This window comes from Methylobacterium platani (assembly GCF_001653715.1).
Lineage (GTDB): Bacteria > Pseudomonadota > Alphaproteobacteria > Rhizobiales > Beijerinckiaceae > Methylobacterium > Methylobacterium platani.
This window is the reverse complement of the sequence record NZ_LWHQ01000077.1, coordinates 18,451-38,918: the sequence shown is the minus strand read 5'-3', so window position 1 is coordinate 38,918 and position 20,468 is coordinate 18,451. Positions and strand designations below refer to the sequence as shown.

25 protein-coding genes are annotated in these 20,468 nt (G+C 68.4%); 20 read left to right on the top strand and 5 right to left on the bottom strand.

All coding sequences use genetic code 11. The annotated features are described in order from the left end of the window. The 16 genes from A5481_RS29355 to A5481_RS33000 all read left to right on the top strand — a co-directional run. Window positions 1–1,291, top strand: a 1,291-nt coding sequence (locus tag A5481_RS29355; protein WP_156655667.1) for a type VI secretion system tip protein TssI/VgrG, incomplete at its 5' end; no start/stop codon positions are given. 10 nt (window positions 1,292–1,301) lie between these two features. After that, the gene (locus A5481_RS29350; protein ID WP_053082501.1) at window positions 1,302–2,387 is read left to right on the top strand and encodes a DUF2169 family type VI secretion system accessory protein; all 1,086 of its coding nucleotides are present in this window, start codon (window positions 1,302–1,304) and stop codon (window positions 2,385–2,387) included. Next, the gene (locus A5481_RS29345) at window positions 2,384–3,463 is read left to right on the top strand and encodes a DUF4150 domain-containing protein (protein ID WP_064504473.1); all 1,080 of its coding nucleotides are present in this window, start codon (window positions 2,384–2,386) and stop codon (window positions 3,461–3,463) included. Before A5481_RS29350 ends, A5481_RS29345 begins: the two co-directional genes overlap by 4 nt. Before the next feature lie 85 nt (window positions 3,464–3,548). Beyond that, window positions 3,549–4,583: a beta propeller repeat protein gene (locus A5481_RS34335; RefSeq protein WP_156655666.1), complete on the top strand. Its 1,035-nt coding sequence runs from the start codon at window positions 3,549–3,551 to the stop codon at window positions 4,581–4,583. 7 nt (window positions 4,584–4,590) lie between these two features. Then, a complete protein-coding gene (locus tag A5481_RS29335) occupies window positions 4,591–5,079 on the top strand; it encodes a hypothetical protein (RefSeq protein ID WP_156655665.1) in 489 nt (162 codons plus the stop codon). 27 nt (window positions 5,080–5,106) lie between these two features. Continuing rightward, the gene (locus A5481_RS34330; protein WP_156312161.1) at window positions 5,107–5,277 is read left to right on the top strand and encodes a hypothetical protein; all 171 of its coding nucleotides are present in this window, start codon (window positions 5,107–5,109) and stop codon (window positions 5,275–5,277) included. A 12-nt stretch (window positions 5,278–5,289) separates the two neighbouring features. Beyond that, entirely contained in the window at window positions 5,290–6,369 is a 1,080-nt protein-coding gene (locus A5481_RS34845; protein WP_064504470.1) for a DUF2169 family type VI secretion system accessory protein, read from the top strand. After that, window positions 6,366–7,373: a DUF4150 domain-containing protein gene (locus tag A5481_RS33010; RefSeq protein WP_082984976.1), complete on the top strand. Its 1,008-nt coding sequence runs from the start codon at window positions 6,366–6,368 to the stop codon at window positions 7,371–7,373. Before A5481_RS34845 ends, A5481_RS33010 begins: the two co-directional genes overlap by 4 nt. A gap of 9 nt (window positions 7,374–7,382) precedes the next feature. Next, complete coding sequence (locus tag A5481_RS34320) at window positions 7,383–7,613, top strand: hypothetical protein (protein WP_156312101.1); 231 nt, start codon at window positions 7,383–7,385, stop codon at window positions 7,611–7,613. A gap of 45 nt (window positions 7,614–7,658) precedes the next feature. Beyond that, on the top strand, window positions 7,659–7,991 hold the full coding sequence (locus tag A5481_RS29325; protein WP_064504469.1) for a GAD-like domain-containing protein: 333 nt from the start codon (window positions 7,659–7,661) through the stop codon (window positions 7,989–7,991). After that, window positions 7,972–8,349, top strand: coding sequence for a T6SS immunity protein Tdi1 domain-containing protein (locus tag A5481_RS29320; RefSeq protein WP_082173644.1), 378 nt, complete (start codon window positions 7,972–7,974; stop codon window positions 8,347–8,349). Before A5481_RS29325 ends, A5481_RS29320 begins: the two co-directional genes overlap by 20 nt. Window positions 8,350–8,376: 27 nt before the next feature. Continuing rightward, window positions 8,377–8,943, top strand: a complete 567-nt coding sequence (locus A5481_RS29315; protein ID WP_064504468.1) for a DUF4150 domain-containing protein — start codon at window positions 8,377–8,379, stop codon at window positions 8,941–8,943. A gap of 4 nt (window positions 8,944–8,947) precedes the next feature. Continuing rightward, on the top strand, window positions 8,948–9,277 hold the full coding sequence (locus tag A5481_RS35975) for an HYD1 signature containing ADP-ribosyltransferase family protein (RefSeq protein WP_425339779.1): 330 nt from the start codon (window positions 8,948–8,950) through the stop codon (window positions 9,275–9,277). Further along, window positions 9,274–9,561: a DUF6881 domain-containing protein gene (locus A5481_RS34315; RefSeq protein WP_156312271.1), complete on the top strand. Its 288-nt coding sequence runs from the start codon at window positions 9,274–9,276 to the stop codon at window positions 9,559–9,561. The genes A5481_RS35975 and A5481_RS34315 overlap by 4 nt, the downstream gene beginning before the upstream one ends. Before the next feature lie 99 nt (window positions 9,562–9,660). Further along, window positions 9,661–10,794: a PAAR-like domain-containing protein gene (locus tag A5481_RS29310; RefSeq protein WP_064504467.1), complete on the top strand. Its 1,134-nt coding sequence runs from the start codon at window positions 9,661–9,663 to the stop codon at window positions 10,792–10,794. A gap of 60 nt (window positions 10,795–10,854) precedes the next feature. Continuing rightward, complete coding sequence (locus A5481_RS33000; RefSeq protein ID WP_156311987.1) at window positions 10,855–11,562, top strand: GAD-like domain-containing protein; 708 nt, start codon at window positions 10,855–10,857, stop codon at window positions 11,560–11,562. Here A5481_RS33000 and A5481_RS29305 read toward each other — a convergent pair. The 5 genes from A5481_RS29305 to A5481_RS29285 form a co-directional block, all read right to left on the bottom strand. Then, on the bottom strand, window positions 11,458–11,886 hold the full coding sequence (locus tag A5481_RS29305) for an alcohol dehydrogenase catalytic domain-containing protein (protein ID WP_048435760.1): 429 nt from the start codon (window positions 11,884–11,886) through the stop codon (window positions 11,458–11,460). The two genes, A5481_RS33000 and A5481_RS29305, sit on opposite strands and share 105 nt — an antisense overlap. Then, entirely contained in the window at window positions 11,883–12,755 is an 873-nt protein-coding gene (locus A5481_RS29300; RefSeq protein ID WP_048435761.1) for an HpcH/HpaI aldolase/citrate lyase family protein, read from the bottom strand. Before A5481_RS29300 ends, A5481_RS29305 begins: the two co-directional genes overlap by 4 nt. After that, window positions 12,752–13,915: a CaiB/BaiF CoA transferase family protein gene (locus A5481_RS29295; protein ID WP_064504466.1), complete on the bottom strand. Its 1,164-nt coding sequence runs from the start codon at window positions 13,913–13,915 to the stop codon at window positions 12,752–12,754. Before A5481_RS29295 ends, A5481_RS29300 begins: the two co-directional genes overlap by 4 nt. Before the next feature lie 151 nt (window positions 13,916–14,066). Next, window positions 14,067–14,993: a LysR substrate-binding domain-containing protein gene (locus tag A5481_RS29290; protein ID WP_048435763.1), complete on the bottom strand. Its 927-nt coding sequence runs from the start codon at window positions 14,991–14,993 to the stop codon at window positions 14,067–14,069. A gap of 98 nt (window positions 14,994–15,091) precedes the next feature. Then, window positions 15,092–15,880: a helix-turn-helix domain-containing protein gene (locus A5481_RS29285; RefSeq protein ID WP_048435764.1), complete on the bottom strand. Its 789-nt coding sequence runs from the start codon at window positions 15,878–15,880 to the stop codon at window positions 15,092–15,094. 540 nt (window positions 15,881–16,420) lie between these two features. Between A5481_RS29285 and A5481_RS29280 the strand changes: the two genes are divergently transcribed. The 4 genes from A5481_RS29280 to A5481_RS29265 are packed head-to-tail and all read left to right on the top strand — an operon-like array spanning window position 16,421 to window position 20,220. After that, on the top strand, window positions 16,421–17,197 hold the full coding sequence (locus A5481_RS29280) for an enoyl-CoA hydratase/isomerase family protein (protein ID WP_048435765.1): 777 nt from the start codon (window positions 16,421–16,423) through the stop codon (window positions 17,195–17,197). Window positions 17,198–17,201: 4 nt separating this feature from the next. Beyond that, on the top strand, window positions 17,202–18,251 hold the full coding sequence (locus tag A5481_RS29275) for an acyl-CoA dehydrogenase family protein (RefSeq protein WP_048435766.1): 1,050 nt from the start codon (window positions 17,202–17,204) through the stop codon (window positions 18,249–18,251). Window positions 18,252–18,266: 15 nt separating this feature from the next. After that, complete coding sequence (locus A5481_RS29270; RefSeq protein WP_048435767.1) at window positions 18,267–19,418, top strand: acyl-CoA dehydrogenase family protein; 1,152 nt, start codon at window positions 18,267–18,269, stop codon at window positions 19,416–19,418. Between the two features lie 13 nt (window positions 19,419–19,431). Next, on the top strand, window positions 19,432–20,220 hold the full coding sequence (locus A5481_RS29265) for a crotonase/enoyl-CoA hydratase family protein (RefSeq protein ID WP_048435768.1): 789 nt from the start codon (window positions 19,432–19,434) through the stop codon (window positions 20,218–20,220). The last annotated feature ends 248 nt before the right edge of the window (window positions 20,221–20,468 follow it).

Sequence of the window (20,468 nt, the reverse complement as noted above, 5' to 3'; positions counted from 1 at the left end):
GATCGCGCGGATCGCCGGCCCACCGGGCGAGGAGATCCACACCGACGCATTCGGAAGAGTGAAGCTGACCCTGCCCTGGGACCGGCGTGCGCGGGGCGACGGGACGGATACCGGCTGGGTGCGGGTGACGCAGTCGTGGGGCGGCAGCAACTGGGGCCAGCAGATCATCCCGCGGGTCGGGATGGAGGCGCTGGTGGCCTACCAGGAGGGCGATCCGGATCGGCCGATCGTGGTCGGGATCGCGCCCAACCCCAACAACCCGGTGCCCTACGACCTGCCGGGGCACAAGACCAAGCTCGTGGTGCGATCGAACACCTACAAGGGTCGGGGCTACAACGAGATCTCGATGGAGGACGTGGCGGGCGGGGAGAACCTGTTCACGCATGCCCAGAAGGACATGACCACGAAGGTGCTCAACGACGCGACGGCGCGGGTGGACGCCAACCAGGTGGGCAGCGTGGGGGCGAACCACTCGTTCGAGGTGGGCCACAACCAGAACCAGGCGATCGGGGGCTCGCGGTCGCTCACCGTGGGGGCGGTGGGGGGCGCGGCGAGCGCGGCCCTGGCCGCGGCGATGTCCGCGATGTCGGGGCAGACGGCGGGGCTGCTCGGCCAGGCGATGGGCGTCGCGATGGACGCGATGGGCGCCGCCTCCGGGGACGGCGGGGCGGCGCCGGTCGATGCGGGGGCGCTCGCGGGGCCGGCCGGGACGGGCGGTGGCGATGCCGCGGGCGATCCCGCGGCCTCCGCCCTCGGGGCGCTGGCGACGGGGTTCGGCGGGCTGGTGGGCGGCGGCGGCATCGGCGGGCTGATCGGCGCCGGCATCGACGGAACCCGGGCCGGGATCAACGACGCGAGCGTGCGCAGCATGCGAACCGCCGGTGGGGCCGGCATGGCGGCGGCGGGCACGGCGCTCGCCGGCCAGGTCGGCGGGATGATGGGCGGCCTGGGCGGCGTGATGAACACGATGGTCACCCGCTTCCAGAACAACACCACCGGAATCGCCTCGACCGAGCAGGTCGGCGTCAGCAAGGTCGTCAATGTCGGGCAGACGATGCGGGAGAACGTCGGCAAGGCGCACACCCACACGGTCGGCGAGCAGTACGTGATCGAGGTCGGCCAGGAGATGCTGGTCAAGGTCGGCGAGGTGTTCCAGGTCGTCGTCGGAAAATCGACGCTAACGATGGACAAGGACGGTAACGTCACGATCACCGGCACGAAGATGTTGCTCGGGTTCTCCGATTCGGTGACGGCCTTCGGCAAGGTCATCGACCTGAACCCGAAGCGCTGAGGGCGGGCCGATGCTCATCCGCAACGAGACCCCCTTCGCCGCGATGGGATTCGGGCAGCTCCACCGCGACGGCACGCCGATGGCGGTGCTCTGCGTGCGCGCCGGCTACGGGCTCGATCCCGACGGCTCGCTCCATCTCGCCGAGGACCAGGCGATCGTCCTCAACGACGTCTACGAAGGCGACCCGCTGCGCACGCCCCTGCTCCGCGTGAGTGATCTCATTCCCTACAAGCCCGCCGCGGACGTCACGCTGCTCGGCGCGGCCCACGCGCCGAACGGCCGGGCGACGAGGCGCTGGGAGGTCGCGCTCGCGATCGGCGATCACGGCGTCCGGCTGCGGGTGCACGGCCCACGGTCGTGGGAGCCGGCCCTCGCCTTTCTCACGCCGACCTGGAAGCTCGGGACCGCGGAGTTGGCCACGCGCGTCCCGCTCGACTACCGCTATGCGTCGGGCGGCCGGTATGTCGGCGATCCCGAAGGCGGCGCCGACGCCCGCAATCTCCTCGGCCCCGGGCTTCTGCATCGTGATTTCAGCCGCGTCGGCAAGCCGTGCCGGGCGCCGCAGATCGACAGCGCCCGCGCCCCGGTGGACGCCCCGTTCGCCAGGCCTCTGCCGCAGGGCTTCGGGCCGGTGCCGCCGTTCTGGTCATGGCGCCAGGCGCATGCCGGCACCTACGACGAGGCTTGGCAGGCCGCCCCGGAGCGGCGCCTGCCGGACGACTTCGATTATCGCTTCTACCAGACGGCCCACGGCGACCTCGTCCTGCCACACATCCGGGGCGACGAGGAGCTGCGCCTGGACGGGCTGGTGCCGGGTGGCGGGATGCTCCGCGTCACGCTGCCCGGCCTGGCCGTCGTCGCCCACCACCACTGGCTCGACGGCCGCCAGATCCATGCCCGGCTGACGCTCGACGGTGTCCATCTCGACCTGCGCCGGGACGAGGGTCCTTGGCGGGTGGACCTGACCTGGCGCGGCTGGGTCGAGGCCTGCCCGGCCTATGACGGCGCGGTGCTGCTGCCGGTCCGGCTCGCCGACGCCGACGGCCTGCCGGTCTCGGGCGAGCACGGCCTGCGCGAGCCGGAGGTGATCGCATGACCTGGCCCCGCGAAGGCTCCCGCGACATCCGGGACGGCCTCATCGTCTCGCAGGTGCCCGACATCTGCCTGACGCCGCAGGGCGCCGCGATGGTGCCGGTGCCCTACACGATCTGGTGCCGCCAGGCCGACGCCGCCGAACTCGCCGACAGCATCCGCCAGACCGACGAGCGCACCCATGCCCGAGGCTCGCTGGTGCTGCGCTGCTACGGCGACGAGCCGGGCATCGGCGGCGGGATCCGCTCGGGGACAACGGGCGCGGAATGCACGCCCAAGACCTGGTCGTCCTCGGTGTTCGTCGAGGGGCGCGAGATGGTGCGCCACGACGACGAGTGGTGGATGAACCACCGCAACACCTACGGCAAGTTGATCTACACCAAGGACATGGAGCAGGCCGAGGTTGCGGATCCGCGCGCGATCGTGCCGCTGATGGATGACGGCCGAAGAGTCGGCGCCGTGCTGCCCGAGGCGACCTCGTTTGCCGGCCCCGCCTCCTCGGTCGGCGCCGCCGGGGTGGTGATCCAGGGCGGGCGGATCGTGATCCCGCCGCTCATCAACGGGGCGCGGGCCGGGGCAGTTTTGATCGGTGGCGTGCTGGTCAAGATCTTCACCGGGGCGCGTACGTCGCGACGGCCGAACGAGTGTCCTTGCGTCGTCGCTCCCTACCGGCAAATGTCAAAGGTTTGCTCGAAAGCTTGTATTGATGGAGAAGCGCATCATATTATGCCCGATCAAGTCAAGCGCTATGGAAGTCGTAAGGAGGGCATTGTTGGCTTGAAGAGGATCAGAGGGCTCGCAGGATATTGGGATGGTATGTCTATTTGTGTGAGGGGGCAGAAGGAAACCCCTGGTTCAGAGCACTGGGTGGCCCATCAGGTCGATAAAGAAATCGAGAAACTTGGAAACAATCACCCTGATACACCATCTTTTCCTAAAGGCACCTCGCCGATCAGAGAAATTCGCCGAGTTAGTGAGAAGCAAATGATCGTAGCGCGCAGCAAATGCGCAGAGCAGATAAAATCCGGCTTTGACGAAGAACTCGGGAATGAAAATCCAAATATGCTAGGGCGTACTTAAGGAGATTCGCGCCTTCCCCCATCCCCATACACTATATCTGCTCTTTCCAGTCAATATCCCACTGTTCACTAAGCAGGACTTAACGATGATCAATTACAAAATTCCCCGGGCTCGCGCTATCACAGAAGATATTTTTTATGCGTCAGGCATTCCCAGTGATAATGAAATCGAAGATAATTTCACTCGCGTATATCAGTATTATAAAGGCGGGTGGGGTCATGCTGATGCTCCTGTGTCCACTCAATACATAGCATTGTACCATCGTCCTGAAGGAGGTCGAATTGCAGTCTACGTGTCATCAGACGGAAATGTTTTTTCGCCAGAACCATCGTTCAAGTGCGCACCCATTATTGATGGCGGTCTTAAACTCACAAAAAAAACTGGTAGAATTGCCGCTATTCGGCAAGCGGGAAGCACGCTTTTAGCCTGTGGTGATTATGGGAACAACTACCGTCGGAATGAGAACGGCCTGTGGGTCCCACTCGATCTCTCGCTCTTCGATGACTATGTCGATCCAAACTGGGCCTTCGCCATCAAAGGAGAGGGAGCAACTTTTGCCGAGCTAGATGCCTACTGGGAAGCACATCCCGATGAGAAAGCCGAGAGCGATCGTCGCCTCGCTCTCTTTACCAGGGGTCTGATGCTCATGAGTATCCACGGTAGCAACGAGAACGACGTCTATATGTGCGGCCAGGATGGTGCCGTATATCATTGGGATGGAACACGATCACAAAAAATTCCCGTGCCGACGGCAGCCTTCCTCAACGACATCCTGGTAGACGACGCCGACACGGTCTGGATCTGCGGGCGCGAAGGGACCTTGCTGCGCGGCAATGCCCGCCAGGGCTTCACGCTCGTCTCCTGCGAGGGCCAACCGGATTTCAACACCGTGACCCGCTTCAGGGACAAGATCTACCTGTCGAGCTACGCCGGCCCGCGCGGCGTCTTCGTCTGCGACGGCCGCATCCGGCAGCTCACGACCGGCCCATCCGCCGTATTCAAGGACATCAACACGGTGGACGGCGTCGCGGACGCGCTGTGGGCCTTCGGCCTGACCAGTGTCGCCCGCTTCGACGGCACGAAGTGGGAGCGGATCAAGCTGCCGAAGTGGTCCGACTGAGATGGCGATGACCCCTGCTCTCATGGGCGAAGCCGTCCGCCGCATCAACTGTACCGCCGTCGGCGCTTGGCTGGAGGCCTGGCTCGCGGCCCTAGGCCTGCCCCTGCCGGCCGCCTTCGACGGGAACGGCGAGGCGGTCACGCCCCGCGCATCCGGCGTGGTCCTGCGCATCGGCGCGGTCTCGCGGGTGCAGGGGCTGCCCGACCCGCGCGATCGGCTCCGCCTGATCGCGATCGAGGCGGATGCGGGCGCCGCGATGCCGCTGGGCCTCGATGCCGCCCGCGAGACCCTCGCAACGGCGACGGCCAAGTTGTCCACCGCCACGGTGGGAGGTTCCCCCGCCGAGCTGGCGGCCGGGGATCGGCGCATCTCGTTCTTCATCGACGGGGGCCGGGTGATCGAGTTGCGGTTCCTGGACGGTCTCGTCGGATTCGACCGCCTCCTGGTCGCGCGGCTGGGCGAGCCGGGTGATTGGCGCAATCCCGCGGAGCGGTAGGCTCGCTGCAGACGATGTGCTGTCCGCGTGGCCCACACCCGCACGGTCGGCGAGGTGTTCCGGATCGTTGTCGGCGATTCGACGCTGACCATGGACAAGGACGGCGACGTCACCATCACGGGCAAGACCTTCACCACCGACTTCTCCGACCAGGTGAAGCACTGGGGCAAGGTCATCGACCTCAACCCGTCGCGCTGACGGGGACGTCCGATGCTCATCCGCAACGACACGCCCTTCGCCGCCCTCGGCTTCGGCGACCTGCACCGCGACGGGATCGGGATGGCGGTGGTCGCGGTGCGCGGCCGCTACGACCTCTCCGCCGAGGGCGCGCTCAGCCTCGCCGACACCCAGGCGCTCGTGCTCAACGACGTCTATGCCGGCGATCCCCATCGCACGCCGCTCGTGCAGGTCGGCGACCTGATTCCCTACAAGCCCAGCGCCGACGTGACCGTCCTCGGCCACGCCCACGCGCCCGGCGGTAGGCTGGCCCGCTCGTGGACGGTCGCGCTGACGGTGGGCGAGACGCGGGCGGCGCTGCGGGTCCACGGGCCGCGCGCCTGGCAACCGGCGCTGCGCTTCCTGCGGCCGACCTGGAAGCTCGGCCCGGCCGAGCCCGCCACCCGCGTGCCGCTCGACTATCGCCTCGCCGCGGGCGGGCGCATCGTGGGCGATCCGGAGGGCACGACGAGCCCCGACAACCCGATCGGCCCGGGGCAGCTGCACCGGGACTGGAGCCCGGTCGGCCGGGTGCTGCCGGCGCCCCGGATCGAGGCGCCGGAGGCGGCCCTCGCCGATCCCTTCGCGGTCGCGCGCCCGGCCGGCTTCGGCCCGGTACCGCCGTTCTGGCGCTGGCGCGAGGGGCATTGCGGCACCCGCGACGAGGCGTGGCTTCGCGAGCGCTGCCCGCAGATGCCGGCGGATTTCGATTACCGCTTCTTCCAGACCGCCGCGCCCGCCCTGATCCGGCCACGCCTCCACGGCGACGAGACCGTGCGGCTCGACGGGCTGGTGCCGGGCGGGGCGCTGGCGTTCCGGTTGCCCGGGCTGGTGCCGGTGGCCCACCACGCCTGGTTCGACGGCCGGGGCGTGTCGGCGCGGCTGCACCTCGACGGGGTGCATCTCGACCTGCGGGCGGAGGCGGCGCCCTGGCGGGTGGACCTGACCTGGCGCGGCTGGGTGGCGCGCTGCCCGGCCTATCACGGGGCGGTGCTGGGGGTGTTGCCGCTGGCCGGGGCGGCGGGCCTGGCGGTGTCGGGCGAGCACGGGCTGAGCGCGGAGGCGGGCGCATGAGCCTGCCGCGGGAGGGCTCGCGGACGGTTCGCGAGGGGATCGTCGTCGCGGAGGCGATGGACTGGTGCCGCTCGCCGACCGCGATCGTGCCCTACAAGATCTACACGCATCACCAGGTGGAAGGGGCGGGCACCGCCGACAGCGTGCGCCAGACCGACGAGCGCTCGCACGTGCGGGGCTCGCTGATCCGGCAGTGCTACGGCGACGAGCCGGGGGTTGGCGGGGGCGTGAGGTCGGGGACGCGGGGGGCGGAGTGCGAGCCCAAGACGTGGTCGTCGAGCGTGCGGGCGGAAGGGCGCCCCATGGTGCGCCACGACGACGAGTGGTGGATGAACCACAGGAACACGTATGGGCGTCTGACTTACGTCAAGGATGCCAAGCGCTACGACACGCCGGAGGAGAAAGAGATCACGCCGCGGATGCCGGGTGCGTCCGGGCCGCCGGGCGAGACGGCGAGCGACGCGAGGCCGGATGCGGTTCGTCCGGGCGCGCACTACGCACAACTGGCGGTGCCGATGCCGGGTCCCGTTCCGGTGCCGGTGCCGGTCCCGCCGATCCCGCAGGGGCAGGGAACGGCGGCGGCGGATGCGCTGTGGAGGGGCATCAAGGGACTGAAACCCGAGGAAGGGGAGACGTTCTCGGACTACATGCAGCGGCCGCTGTACAATCTCGGAATCAAGCCTGACGATCGCGCCAATGAACATTCACAGAGTGGAGCGCTTAGAGTAAGCCGATCTGACAAGGATAAAACATGTCCGCCATGCAGAACCGTAAGCGGTAAAATCGTTCATCTTGGCACCATTGGTTATAGGCTTGATCTTGTTCCGCCTTCGAAGCCCCATTGGCCACTACCCGGTGATCACTACAATTTATACCAGGCGCAACAGATTCCATGGCCAAAGTGTGACTGCTTTTGGAAGCCGCTTCCTAAACTTGCAGTTGATGCTCGGGATGGGCTTCCACCGCCCGCAGGTTCAATGCCTATTGAATTCTTTGCGAAGTAGGAGAACAATATGAATTATCCAGATGGTCAGAATGTCAAGCTAGGAGATATTGTAGATCTCGGGGGAGGAATGGAAGGAGTGGTTATAATTGATGTTGAAAATCGCGAATTTACCGATCGATTTGATATGAGCGTCGTTCTTTTTCTCGAAAGCGGCATCATGATTGATACAAACAATATAGGATTGTTACATCTTCCTGCGAATCACGATCATTATATAAGATTAATACGCCGGAAATAATAAAAACATTTATATGACATGACTCGCGAAAAAGGATTGCACCCTATGGCTGAAAAGAATGTGTTTGCCATGCTCGTCGAGCAGTTCGGCGAGCCGCAGAACGCCCGCAGGCTCGCGCCTGACGAGGCGGCACGCTACCGAGGCCGCGTGCCCGAGGCGCTGATCACCTTCTGGGTCGAGCACGGATGGGGTTCCTACCGGGACGGGTACTTCTGGATCTGCGATCCCGTCCTATTCGATCCCCTGGTCAGAACCATTTTCGCGGGCGACCCGGAGATGAGACCAGAGGACATCAGTATGGTTGCTTATACTGGTGAAGGCGAGGCGGCTCTAATGTGGCACAGAAAAAAAGTACGGCATGACGGCATTCCCCCATAGCTCCGAACTCGGCGTAGGATATGCAGCTGCCGTACCTGCCGATCCCGAGACGGGATTGGAATACTCGCAAGATTTTCTTGCTAGCGCCCTGCTTATCGACATTATTGCAGATGATGCAGACGACTTCTATGACATGCGTAGGCGTCTGGGCCCCCTGGCGGACGGTGAAGTATACGGCTACGCGCCAGCTCGCCAGCTCGGCGGCAGCGAAGACGACCGACAACGCGTGCGTGTGCCGGAATACTTTGACGTCATTGCTCAGCTCACACCCTACCGGTTGGTGGAACAGACCTCGCCGGAGCCGGGCTATCCGTATGGGCGGTTCCGCGACGTGCGACAGATCGGTCGGCCGCGCTGAGTCTGCCAGACCGATGAGAGCCCGCACGTGCGGGGCTCGCTGATCCGGCAGTGCTACGGCGACGAGCCGGGGGTTGGCGGGGGCGTGAGGTCGGGGACGCGGGGGGCGGAGTGCGAGCCCAAGACGTGGTCGTCGAGCGTGCGGGCGGAAGGGCGCCCCATGGTGCGCCACGACGACGAGTGGTGGATGAACCACAGGAACACGTATGGGCGTCTGACTTACGTCAAGGATGCGAAGCGCTACGACACGCCGGAGGAGAAGGAGGTCACGCCGCGGATGCCGGGTGCGTCCGGGCCGCCGGGCGAGACGGCGAGCGACGCGAGGCCGGATGCGGTTCGTCCGGGCGCGCACTACGCGCAACTGGCGGTGTCGATGCCGGGTCCCGTTCCGGTGCCGATGCCGGTGCCGCCGATCCCGCAGGGGCAGGGAACGGCGGCGGCGGATGCGGTGTGGAGGGGCATCAAGGGGCTCAAGCCGGCGGACGGGGAGGCATTCTCGGACTACATGCAGCGGCCGCTGTATAATTTAGGGATAAAAAAACGCATTGAATCGAAATCAGAAGTAGACAGTGTCAGAATAGCGCGAAAAAAATAAGCGTATCTTATATCATTATACTAGCGCAGAAGGAATGGCTGGTATCTTAGCATCTCAACAAATTATGCCATCTCTAAAGGCCATAAACCCTAAAGACGCGCGGTATGGCGACGGGCAGTATTTATCTGACATTGCGCCAGGGGCAATGACAAACAACCAACTATCTCGGGAGTTTTTAAATGTTCCATGGGCGGGGCGTCGCTTCAGCCACTATGTATGCATAGAGACATCGGACCTGAATGTCGTCCAAGGCCGGGAGCATGTGTTTGTGGTGCCAAATAGCAAACCATTGTCGGTTGCCGGTCGAATCGAGGGAAGTGGAAAAAATCAATGAAATACATCAAAGTAAAATGGATGCACGGCGATCCAAAATATCCAATCGAATTATGGTCAGAAATCGACGATGATCGCTGGGAGATTAGAAAAATAGACATTTTTTTAGATGGCAACATGCATGTTGCCAGCAAAGAATTTGAAACAAGAGACACGAGAATTGGCCTGGTTCCTACGCCGGAACTCGATGAGTTGAACGCCGATGGCGAATTTGAAGCAATCTACATAGATCGCAGCGATTTTGAATCATTGTGGCATATGGCGTTAAATCTAAATAAGTATTAAATTGAATATTATCTAACTGGTTTTTTCGTAAAATGAAAAAGAGTTTCATGAAAGGAAGATTGGCGCACGATCGGCGAGGGGATCATCGTCGCGGAGGCGATGGACTGGTGCCGCTCGCCGACCGCGATCGTGCCCTACAGGATCTACACGCATCACCAGGTGGAAGGGGCGGGCACCGCCGACAGCGTGCGCCAGACCGACGAGCGCTCGCACGTGCGGGGCTCGCTGATCCGGCAGTGCTACGGCGACGAGCCGGGGGTTGGCGGGGGCGTGAGGTCGGGGACGCGGGGGGCGGAGTGCGAGCCCAAGACGTGGTCGTCGAGCGTGCGGGCGGAAGGGCGCCCCATGGTGCGCCACGACGACGAGTGGTGGATGAACCACAGGAACGCCGTCGGGCGGCTGATCTACACCGACGATACGGGCCGGTACCAAGGACCGCCCCCATCGAACACGCAGTACGCGATGTTGACGACGACGAATGCGCCGTCGCAGGGAGGTTCGACGCCCGCGCGAACGCACTATGCCTTCAGCCCCGCACCCTGGGCTCCGGGCGTCGTCCCGAAGACCCCGCCGGCGATCCGTCCGCTGCCGCCGAGCTTTCCGAGCCCGCTGGCGCCGGATGGTTCGCGGCGCGACCCGACGGAGCAGCCGCTGCCGGAGATGCTGCGACCGATCGAGCCCTCGACGTCTCCGAATCCGACGCCGCAGCCGAAGCCTGCTCCGGGTCCCGGCGACGGGACGCGCACGACCGGCCGCTGCTATGGCCGGCGGATCTGCTTCAAGCGCAACGGGTATGATGCCAAGGAGTACGAGCGTCAGCTTCGGATGCAGCAGGACAAGCTCAACGCCAAGTCTCCGCAGCAGAATGTGACGGATATCGATAATTACAGTCCAGCCATGCGACAGCTCGCAGAGCCAGCTCAGAAAGCTGAGAAAGCAAGATATATTGGTGAAAATAGAAGGAATTTTATCAGTAAATACGGATCGGATGCATGGATGAGTCATGTAAGTAGCTTGGCGGCATTGCACCGGCTCGACATGGTTGCGGGCGGCAGTCCAACCGACATCGCGGGGATGGGGAACACCAACATCAACTCGGCAATCGGCGCCGTGTGGAATAAGCCTCAAGCCGACAGCCGCAAGAAGCAGGTGCGCGATTATGCTCAGGATATGGCGAATAGGGGATGCCCGATGCAGGTTATTCTAAGCACTTGCGAGAATCTTGAGGCTTAAATTTTCGCAAAGAGGCGCAACGAAAGATCTGCATTTTTTCATAAGAGGAGGATATAGAAAGTGCCTGAACAAGATATGTTCGCTTACCTGATCCAGGAGCTCGGCGAGCCTGAGCAAGCACGCAAGATCACCGCAGACGAGGCAGCTCGCTATGCTGATCGAGTACCCGGGGCGTTGCTGCGCTTCTGGCAGGAGCACGGGCGTGGAGCCTACCGCGACGGCACATACTGGATCTGCGATCCTGCGCCGTATCAGGGCATTATCGATACGGTGTTCAAGGACGATCCACAGTTCAATCCCTCACAGATGACGGCCGTCGGCTACGACGCATTCGCTCAGCTCTGGGTTTGGGACAAAAAACTCTACGACGTGATAGTCGATTTTCTTAGGAGCGATGTTTTCAATTCGTCAGAAGGCTCGCGAATCAACAACGAAACCGGGGAAAAATTTTCGCCCGATTTTTCCATTGGTATATATCTTTCCAATTTTATGGATTATGATCCGGACACAGACGAGGACGGCGAACTGCTCATGCCGCAGGCGCGCGCCCGGCTGGGGCCGCTGGGACACAACGAGGTATACGGCTTCTTCCCCGCCCTGCAACTGGGCGGCGCGCGGCGGGCCGAGAACCTGCGCCGGGTGAGCGCCCCCGAGCACATGCTGTTACTCGCCTCCCTCGAACCGCTCACGGTGACCCGGCTCACCGATCCCGAACCCGGACATCCTTACGGCCGCATCGTGCCGGTTCGCCGCGTCGGTTCGCCTTAGGTGTTCGATCCCGCAGGCGGTGTGGGTCCAGGTGATGCGGTCGCCGACCCGCAGCGGCTGGCCGACCGAGTCGCGGTCGGTGCCCGAGCCCGTCGCGACGATGCGGCCGACCATCTCGTGGCCGAGGATCACCGGCAGGTCGACCTTGAGGGCGAGCGAGCCCTGCCAGAGATGGACGTCGGTGCCGCAGATCGAGCAGGTCTCGATCTTCGTCAGGATGGTGCCGGGCTCCAGCTCCTGCGGCACCGGCACCTCCTCGATGCAGACCGGGGCCTTGAACGACCGCACCACCGCGGCGCGGCTCACCTTGGGAAAGCGCATCATGGCCGGTCTCCCGACGGTTCGTCGCGCGCCGTCGCGAGCACGCGGCGGGCGAGCTTCAGGTGGGCGATGTCGATCATCCGCCCGTCGAGGACCGCGACCCCGGCGCCGCTGCCGTCGAGCAGCCGGACCACCTCGCGGGCCCAGGCGACCCGCTCCGGCGGCGGCGTGAAGGCGGCCGTGACCGCCTCGAGCTGGCCCGGATGGATGCAGAGCTTGCCGGAAAAGCCGTCCGCCGCGGCGGCGGCGGTCTCGAGGCCGAGGCCGGCGGGGTCGCGCGGATCGGGGAACGGCGTATCGATCGCCGCGACCCCGGCGGCGGCGGCCGCGATCAGCAGCCGGTCGCGGGCGGCGGCGACCGGGGCCGCGAAGCCGCCGCCGGGGTGGCGCGGGCCGATGCCGAGATCGGCCGACAGGTCCTCGGCGCCGAAGCACAGGGCGCGCAGGCGCGGCGACACGCCGGCGTAATCCATGTCGCGCAGGGATTGCGCGGTCTCGGTGGCGAGCAGCAGCACCCCGACCGCGCCGGGCGGGATGCCGGCGGCGGCCTCCAGCACGTCGATCTGGCCCGCCAGCATCAGGAGGTCGGCGGGCCCGGTGCATTTCGGCAGCAGGATCGCGGCGGGCCGTGCCGGGACGACCGCCGCGAGGTCGGCGAGGTACGGGGCGCTGCCGCGGGGATTGATCCGCACGACGAGCACGTCCGGCCGGCCGCGCAGGGCCGCGACGGCCTGCTCCCGCGCCGCCGCCTTGGCGGTCGGCGCGACGCTGTCTTCCAGGTCGAGGATGACGGCGTCGGCGCCCGCGCCGAGCGCCTTCTCGACCTTGCGGGCCGAATCGGCCGGGGCGAACAGGAGCGAGCGCAGCCTCATCGCGACGCCTCCGTCGCGTCGAGCTCGCTCGCGAGGTCGGCCTCGTCCTGTCCGAGGGCGGGCGCGAGGCGCCGGATCCGCGCAGGCGTGCGCGACAGGCGCGGGAACGGCGCGTGCATCGGCACAGGGCCGTGCTCCGGGTCGTCGACCTCGACGAGGACGCCGCGCTCCTTCACGTGCGGGTCCTCGGCGAAGCCCGCCGGATCGTAGACCGGGCCGACCGTGACCTCGGCCGCCTCGAAGAACGCGAGGTTATCGGCGAGGTCGCGCGCGCCGATGAAGCCGCCGACGATCGCGTCGACCTCCTCGACATGGTCGAGCCGGGCGGAATTGGTGGCAAAGCGCGGATCGTCGATCATGTCGGGCCGGCCGATGGCCGAGAACAGCCGGGCGGCCATGCCCTGCGTCGAGGCCGAGAGCGCCAGCCACTCGCCGTCGCGGGTGCGGTAGACGTTGCGCGGCGCGGTGATGCTGACCCGGTTGCCGACGCGCGAGGGCACGCGGCCGGTGAGCCGGTGGATCGCCGCGTCCGGCCCGAGCGTCGCGTGGAGCGGTTCGAGCAGCGAGAGATCGACGACCTGGCCGGCGCCGTCCGGGCCTTCCGCCACCCGTAAAGCTGCGAGCGTCGCGAAGGCGCCCGACAGGCCCGCCACCATGTCGGCGAGCGCGAGGTTCGGCAGGGCCGGCGGCTTGTCGGCGAAGCCGTTCTTGGCGGCAAAGCCGCTCATCGCCTCGATCAGCGAGCCGAAGCCGGGGCGCTGGGCGTAAGGGCCGGTCTGGCCGAAGCCGCTGACCCGCACGATCACGAGCCGCGGGTTGAGCGCCAGCAGCGCCTCGGGGGCAAAGCCCGCCGCCTCCATCACGCCGGGGCGGAAACCCTCGACCAGCACCTGGGCGGTCGGCACCAGCCGGCGCAAGGCGGCCTTGCCCTCGGGCGTGCGCAGGTCGAGGCGGATCGAGCGCTTGTTGCGTCCGTAGACCGTCCACCAGGCCGGGATGCCGTTCTCCTGCCAGTGGCGGAGCGGGTCGCCGCGGCCGGGCTCGAGCTTGATGACGTCGGCGCCGAAATCGGCGAGCTGCAGGCTCAGCATGTTGCCGGCGACGAGGCGCGACAGGTCGAGCACCCGGATGCCGGCGAGCGGCCCGTCGGCGGCGCTCACGGCCGCCCCCGCTCGAGACCGGCATCCCGCCGACACGTCCTGCGGGCCATGCGTCCCTCCCCGATTCCTCGTGCTTGGGGAGTATCCTGGCCGAGGGGCTGCCCGGGATCGAGACGGATTTCGCGGGGTGGCTATCGGAAAATCTTATACCTCACAGCAGGATCGCATTGCCCCAGGCGCCGTCCTCCACCAGGCGGCGCACCTCGCCCACCATCAGGTCGGCGACGAGGGCGGCGGGCCCGGAGAGCGGCTGGTCGGCGGCGTAGCACAGGGCCAGCGGGCGGGTGATCGTCGGCGCGACGATGCGGATCATCCCCGGCCGCGCGTCCTCGTCGAGCCCCGACAACCCCGAGATCGGCAGGATCGCGGCGGCGAGGCCGGAGGCGGCGATCCGGCGCATCGTCGGCAGGCTGTCGACGTCGGCGATCACGGTCAGCGCCAGGCCCTCGCGATCGAAAGCCGCCTCCACCATCGTGCGCAGGGTATGGGTCGGGCTCGGCATCACCAGCGGCAGGGCGGCGACCTCCCGCATCGTGATGACGGCGGGGAGATCCGCGCCGGCCTTCGTCACCAGGAAGAGTTCCTCGCGCAGGATCGGCTGCACGGTGAGCCCCGGCTCGGCCCGGTCGCGGTAGAGCAGCGCCAATTCGAGCCGGCGCCGGGCGATCAGCTCGTGCAGGTAGCCCGACAGGCTCTCGAACAATTCCGGCCGGATGCCCGGATAGTCGCGCAGGATCCGGCCGAGCAGCGGATAGGCCAGGATGGTCGAGACGCTGGTCGGCAGCCCGATCGCCACGCGCCCGATCACCGGGCCCGGCCCGGTGAGGTCGGCGACCGCCCCGTCGACCTGGCGCAGGATCGTGCGGGCATGGCGGTAGAAGCGCTGGCCCGCCTCGGTCGGGTGCACGCCGCGGGCGGTGCGGCCGAGGAGCGGGTTCCTCAGGGTCGCCTCGAGCTGGGCGATCTGCTGGCTGAGCGCCGGCTGCGCGACGTTGAGATGCGCGGCCGCCCGGGACAGGCTGCCCCGATCCACCGCGGCGACGAAGAAGCGGATCTGCTTCAGGGTGGGGGTGGACATGGCGCGTCCGTGCGAGGTGGCATGGCGGTTCCGCCGGTTCCCGGCCGCGGCCCCGGAACGACCGGGAGGGCGTCATCGAGGTGCCGGGAGAGCATACCTCATCCCCCGCGCATCCCGGCCAGCGCCGCCGCGATCTCCTCGGCCGCTTCCCGCAGCGGCGCGACGAAGCGCGCGACCACGTCGGCCTCGGTCAGCGAGTGGCGCAGGTACATCAGGTTGAGGCTGCCGGCCGCGACGCCGCCGATCAGCACCGGCACCCCGATCGCCGAGGCGACGCCGTGATACGCAGCGTCCGAGTAGGCCTCGATCATGCCGGCATAGCCGTTGCGGCGCACGCCCTCGAGGAGGCCCGCGACGGCGCGGGGATCGCGCGCGACCGCGTTCCACGGCTCGGGCGACCCGGACAGGGCGGCGAGCGCGCGATCGCGGGTCTCGGGAGCACAGAAGGCGAGGTAGGCCAGGCCGAGGGAGGTGCCGAGCAGGGGCGCCCGGTAGCCCGGCCGGCGGTTGAAGTGCAGCACGCCCTCGCCGCGGCTGGTGCGCGCCACCACCATCGCGTCGCCGTCGAAGACCGAGACGTCGGAGGGCCATTGCAGCGCCGCGTGCAGCCGCGCCAGGGTCGGGGCGGCGGCGAGCGCCATCTCCTCGTGCCGGCGGTAGCCGCTGCTCAGCTCGAGGGTGCGCCCGGTGGCGACGTAGACCGGCCGCGCCGGATGGCGCGCCACCATCCCGGCATGGATCAGCGTCTCGAGCATCCTGACGATGGTCGGCCGGTTGAGGCCGGTCTCGCGGAAGAGGTCGCCGACGCTCGCCTCCCTGAGCCGGTTGAGGGCCGCCAGGACCTCCAGCACCCGCAGGGCGGCGGTGACGGGCAGGAAGGACGGCATCGCACGGCGCTCCTCACCTCCCCGGCGCGGCGGGCGGCGTTGCAAACGCCAGGGATCTGTCTACAGTGTTTTGAACAGGCATTTCAACAAATGAAATGACGTCCAGGAAACGGACTGGGGGAAATCGGCTTTGGCGGGGGCGGAGCGGACGCGAACGGAGTCGGCGCAGGAAAGGCGGCACGGACCGACGATCCTCGACCGCTGCGCGCGCGGCCGGCGGCTCCGGCCTTCCCGCTCGCATGGACCCTCCCACGCGCAGGGCGCGCCGGGACGGCGCATCCGTCACGGTGATCGGCCGCCCGACCCGGCCGCCGCGCCCGATCGCATCGCCCCGCGGACGCCTGGGGAGGAAGCCTGGGGAAGATGCCGGGGCGGCACCGGCGGAAGTCCGGGTCGGCGCGGCCGGGCGGACCGTCTCGCGCGAACGGGGGATCATCCGCGGCCGATCCCCTTCCCTCCCGGGAATGCCCTCGATCGGGGGGCTGCCATGACCGAGGCCGGGCGCGCGGTCGTCGCGGGTCCCGACGAGAGGACGATTTCGTGAGCGCGACCGACACCCCCGTTCTGATCGAGCGCCGCGACGGCGCGACCGTGATCCTGACGCTCAACGAGCCGGGCAAGCGCAACGCGCTCACGCCGGCGATCCGGCTCGCGCTCGCCGAGGCGATCGACCGGATCGAGCGCGATCCCGGCATCCGCGCCGTCGTCGTCACCGGCGGGCCCGCGATGTTCAGCGCCGGCGGCGATCTCACCGCGATGCAGGTCGACGGGCTCGCCGCCGGGCGCGAGCGGTTCCGGCTGCTCCACGGCATCGTCCGGGCGATCGTGAAGTCGGGAAAGCCCTATATCGCCGCGGTGGAGGGCTGGGCGGCCGGCGCCGGCTTCAGCCTGGCGCTCCTCTGCGACACGATCGTGGCCGCCGAGGGCGCCCGCTTCGTCGCCTCGTTCCCGAAGGTCGGGCTGGTCGCGGATGTCGGCCTGCTCCACACCCTGCCGGCCCGGGTCGGGCAGGGCCGCGCCCGCCAGATGCTGCTCCGGGCCGAGCCCGTCGGCGCACCGGCGGCGCTCGCCATGGGGATGGTCGACGAGGTCGTGCCGGACGGCACGGCGCTCGACCGGGCGCTGGCGCTCGCCCGCGGCTTCGAGGGGCTGGCGCCGCTCTCGACCGCGCTGACCAAGGAATGGCTCGCCCGCGGGATCGACGAGGTCCTCGACTGGGAGCGCAGCGCCCAGGCCGCCCTGTTCCAGACCGCCGACCACCACGAGGGCAAGGCCGCCTTCTTCGAGAAGCGCCGGCCCGCCTTCCAGGGACGCTGACACGATGAGCTGCCCCGAGGACGATGCCGGCGTGCCGTTGCGCGAGACCGCCGACCGCCTGCTCGCCGATCTCCTGACGCCGCAGGCCCGCGCCCGGATCGCGGCGGGCGAGTGGCCCGACGACCTGTGGTCGGCCCTCGCCGAGGCCGGCCTGCCCGCCGCGATCCTGCCCGAGGCGGCCGGCGGGTTCGGCGTGCCGGTCGCCGACGCGCTCTCGCTCCTGACGGTCGCCGGCCGGCACGCCCTGCCCCTGCCGCTCGCCGACACGATGCTGGCCGGCCTGGCGCTCGCCCGCGCCGGCCTTCCGGTGCCGGACGGGCCGCTCGCGGTCGCGGAAGGGGCGGACGCGACCCTCGACGCCGCCGGGCGCGCCACCGGCCGGGCCTGGGGCGTCGCGTGGGGGCGCCACGCCCGGGCGGTGGTGGTGCCGGCCGAGGGCCCGGACGGGCCGCGCCTCGTCGCCCTGCCGCGCGACGCGCTCGCGATCGAGCCGGGCACGGGCATCGCCGGCGATCCCCGCGACGCCGTGCGCTTCGAGGCGGTCGCCGCGCCCTCGGCGCCGGCGCCGTTCGGGGCGCCCGCGCTGCGGGCGGCCGGCGCCGCGACCCGTGCCCTGATGATGGCCGGCGCGCTCGGCGCCGTCAGCGCCATGACGACGGCCTACGCCCAGGAGCGGCGCCAGTTCGGCCGCGCCCTCGGCCAGTTCCAGGCCGTGCAGCAGAACCTCGCGGTGCTCGCCGGCCAGGCGGCCTCCGCGGCGGCCGCCGCCGACCTCGCGGCGGAGGCCGTCGACGCCTGGGGACCGGGCCTCATGCCCGCGCTCGCCGCCGCCAAGGTCCGCACCGGCGAGGCGGCGGGCCAGGGTGCGGCCATCGCCCACCAGGTCCACGGGGCGATCGGCTTCACGCAGGAGCACCGCCTGCACCTCTTCACCCGCCGGCTCTGGGCCTGGCGGGACGAGTTCGGGCGCGAGGCCGAGTGGGCGCTCCTCCTCGGCCGCCACCTGATCGCGGCCGGTCCGGACGGGCTGTGGCCGGCGATCACGGCGGCCTGAGGGGAGTTTCTCGCGATGCCGCAATTCACCTTCCCGTCGCCGCCGCCCTCGCCCGAGGCGGAGGTCTTCCGGGCCGAGATCCGGGACTTCCTGGCGACCGAGCTCAAGGATCGCGCGCCGATCGACCGGGCGCAGAGCTGGAACGGGCTCGATCCCGCCTTCTCGCGCAAGCTCGGGCAGCGCGGCTGGCTCGGGCTGACCTGGCCGACGGCCTATGGCGGGCATGCGCGCTCAAACCTCGAGCGCTACGTCCTCCTGGAGGAACTGCTCGGCGCCGGCGCCCCGGTGGGCGCGCACTGGATCGCCGAGCGGCAGAGCGGTCCGAGCCTCCTGCGCTACGGCACCGAGGCGCAGAAGCGGGCGATCCTGCCCCGGATCGCCGCCGGCGAGTGCTTCTTCTGCATCGGCATGAGCGAGCCCGATTCCGGCTCCGACCTCGCCTCGGTCCGCACCCGGGCGGTGCGGGAGGACGGGGGCTGGCGCGTCAACGGCACCAAGCTGTGGACGACCAACGCCACCCACTGCCACTTCATGATCCTGTTCTGCCGCACCGCGCCGGCCGACCGCGAGCACCGCCACGCCGGCACGAGCCAGTTCGTCGTCGACCTCACCCTGCCGGGCATCACCATCCGGCCGGTCCGCAACCTCGTCGGCGAGCACCACTTCAACGAGGTGGTGTTCGAGGACGCGCTGCTGCCCGAGGACGCGCTGCTCGGGCAGGAGGGCGAGGGCTGGAGCCAGGTCACCGGCGAGCTCGCCTACGAGCGCAGCGGACCGGAGCGCTTCCTGTCGTCGTTCCGGCTCCTCGTCGAGCTGGTGCGGGCGCTGCAGCCGGCCGCCGACGAGCGCGCGGCGATCGCGCTCGGCCGGCTGGCCGCACAGCTCGTCACGCTGCGACGCATGTCGCGCTCGGTGGCGGGGCTGCTCCAGGCCGGCGCCGACCCGGCGCTCGAGGCCGCGATGGTCAAGGATCTCGGCGCCCTCGTCGAGCAGGCGATCCCCGAGATCGCCCGCGACCTGATCGCCGAGGGGCCGCCGACGCCGCAAGGACGGGCCTTCGCCGAGGTCCTGGCCTACACCACGCTGCACGCGCCCTCGTTCTCGCTGCGCGGCGGCACCCGCGAGATCCTGCGCGGCATCATCGCCCGCGGCCTCGGGCTGAGATAACCGGAGACACCCCATGACCGACGCGGTTCTGTACGAGCAGGACGGGGCGATCGTCACCCTGACGCTCAACCGGCCCGAGACGCGCAACCCGATCTCCGAGCGCGACGTGGTCGACGGCCTCGTCGCGGCGCTCGGCCGGATCGGCGCCGATCCGGGCGTGCGGGTGGCGATCCTGACAGGTGCCGGTTCGGCCTTCTCGTCGGGCGGGGACCTGCGGGCGATGCAGACCGCGCTCGACGAGCGCGCCCGCGATCCCGCCGCCACGATGGCCTACTACACGCAGGGCATCCAGCGGATCCCGCTCGCCTTCGAGGCCCTCGACGTGCCGGTGATCGCCGCCGTCAACGGCCCGGCGATCGGCGCGGGCACCGACCTCGCCTGCATGTGCGACCTGCGCATCGCCGCCGACACGGCGCGCTTCGCCGAGAGCTTCGTCAAGATCGGCATCATCCCGGGCGACGGCGGCGCCTGGCTGCTGCCGCGGATCGTCGGCTGGTCGAAGGCCTGCGAGATGGCGCTCACCGGCGACATCGTCTCGGCCGAGGAGGCGCTCGCCTGCGGGCTGGTCTCGCAGGTGGTGCCGGCCTCCGAGCTGATGGCGGCGGCCCGCACGCTCGCCGCGCGCATCGCCGTCAACCCGCCCCAGGCGGTCCGGGCGACGAAGCGCCTGCTGCGCGAGGGGCGCTCTTCCAGCCTGCCGACGCTCCTGCAGCTCTCGGCCACCGCGCAGGCCATCGCCCATACCAGCGCGGAGCATCGCGAGGCGCTGGCCCGGGCGCTGGCCAGGACGGGGCGGGCCTGAGGGCGGGGCGACCATGAGGGTTTCTCCCGCAGGACGAACACCCTCCCGGACGCTTCGTCGTCTGTGGTACGCCGTGCCACAGACGACCTGAGCCGGCTGGCAATCACCCCGCTGGCAGCAGCGCGTTCTTCCGATGTTTTCCTCCCCGCCCGACGCCGTTTCTCCTTCCACGCCTGTGATTTTTCGGACAGGATGTGTCCGTATCCACGGTACACGACACCGCGACCTCGGCCCGACCATAGGGGCGG

Excerpts from the sequence above, each read along its gene's own strand:
- A5481_RS29350 (WP_053082501.1), top strand. The coding sequence starts at position 1,302 with ATGCTCATCCGCAACGAGACCCCCTTCGCCGCGATGGGATTCGGGCAG.
- A5481_RS29345 (WP_064504473.1), top strand. The coding sequence starts at position 2,384 with ATGACCTGGCCCCGCGAAGGCTCCCGCGACATCCGGGACGGCCTCATC.
- A5481_RS34335 (WP_156655666.1), top strand. The coding sequence starts at position 3,549 with ATGATCAATTACAAAATTCCCCGGGCTCGCGCTATCACAGAAGATATT.
- A5481_RS29335 (WP_156655665.1), top strand. The coding sequence starts at position 4,591 with ATGACCCCTGCTCTCATGGGCGAAGCCGTCCGCCGCATCAACTGTACC.
- A5481_RS34845 (WP_064504470.1), top strand. The coding sequence starts at position 5,290 with ATGCTCATCCGCAACGACACGCCCTTCGCCGCCCTCGGCTTCGGCGAC.
- A5481_RS33010 (WP_082984976.1), top strand. The coding sequence starts at position 6,366 with ATGAGCCTGCCGCGGGAGGGCTCGCGGACGGTTCGCGAGGGGATCGTC.
- A5481_RS34320 (WP_156312101.1), top strand. The coding sequence starts at position 7,383 with ATGAATTATCCAGATGGTCAGAATGTCAAGCTAGGAGATATTGTAGAT.
- A5481_RS29325 (WP_064504469.1), top strand. The coding sequence starts at position 7,659 with ATGGCTGAAAAGAATGTGTTTGCCATGCTCGTCGAGCAGTTCGGCGAG.
- A5481_RS29320 (WP_082173644.1), top strand. The coding sequence starts at position 7,972 with ATGACGGCATTCCCCCATAGCTCCGAACTCGGCGTAGGATATGCAGCT.
- A5481_RS34315 (WP_156312271.1), top strand. The coding sequence starts at position 9,274 with ATGAAATACATCAAAGTAAAATGGATGCACGGCGATCCAAAATATCCA.
- A5481_RS29310 (WP_064504467.1), top strand. The coding sequence starts at position 9,661 with ATGGACTGGTGCCGCTCGCCGACCGCGATCGTGCCCTACAGGATCTAC.
- A5481_RS29305 (WP_048435760.1), bottom strand. The coding sequence starts at position 11,886 with ATGATGCGCTTTCCCAAGGTGAGCCGCGCCGCGGTGGTGCGGTCGTTC.
- A5481_RS29300 (WP_048435761.1), bottom strand. The coding sequence starts at position 12,755 with ATGAGGCTGCGCTCGCTCCTGTTCGCCCCGGCCGATTCGGCCCGCAAG.
- A5481_RS29290 (WP_048435763.1), bottom strand. The coding sequence starts at position 14,993 with ATGTCCACCCCCACCCTGAAGCAGATCCGCTTCTTCGTCGCCGCGGTG.
- A5481_RS29285 (WP_048435764.1), bottom strand. The coding sequence starts at position 15,880 with ATGCCGTCCTTCCTGCCCGTCACCGCCGCCCTGCGGGTGCTGGAGGTC.
- A5481_RS29275 (WP_048435766.1), top strand. The coding sequence starts at position 17,202 with ATGAGCTGCCCCGAGGACGATGCCGGCGTGCCGTTGCGCGAGACCGCC.
- A5481_RS29270 (WP_048435767.1), top strand. The coding sequence starts at position 18,267 with ATGCCGCAATTCACCTTCCCGTCGCCGCCGCCCTCGCCCGAGGCGGAG.
- A5481_RS29265 (WP_048435768.1), top strand. The coding sequence starts at position 19,432 with ATGACCGACGCGGTTCTGTACGAGCAGGACGGGGCGATCGTCACCCTG.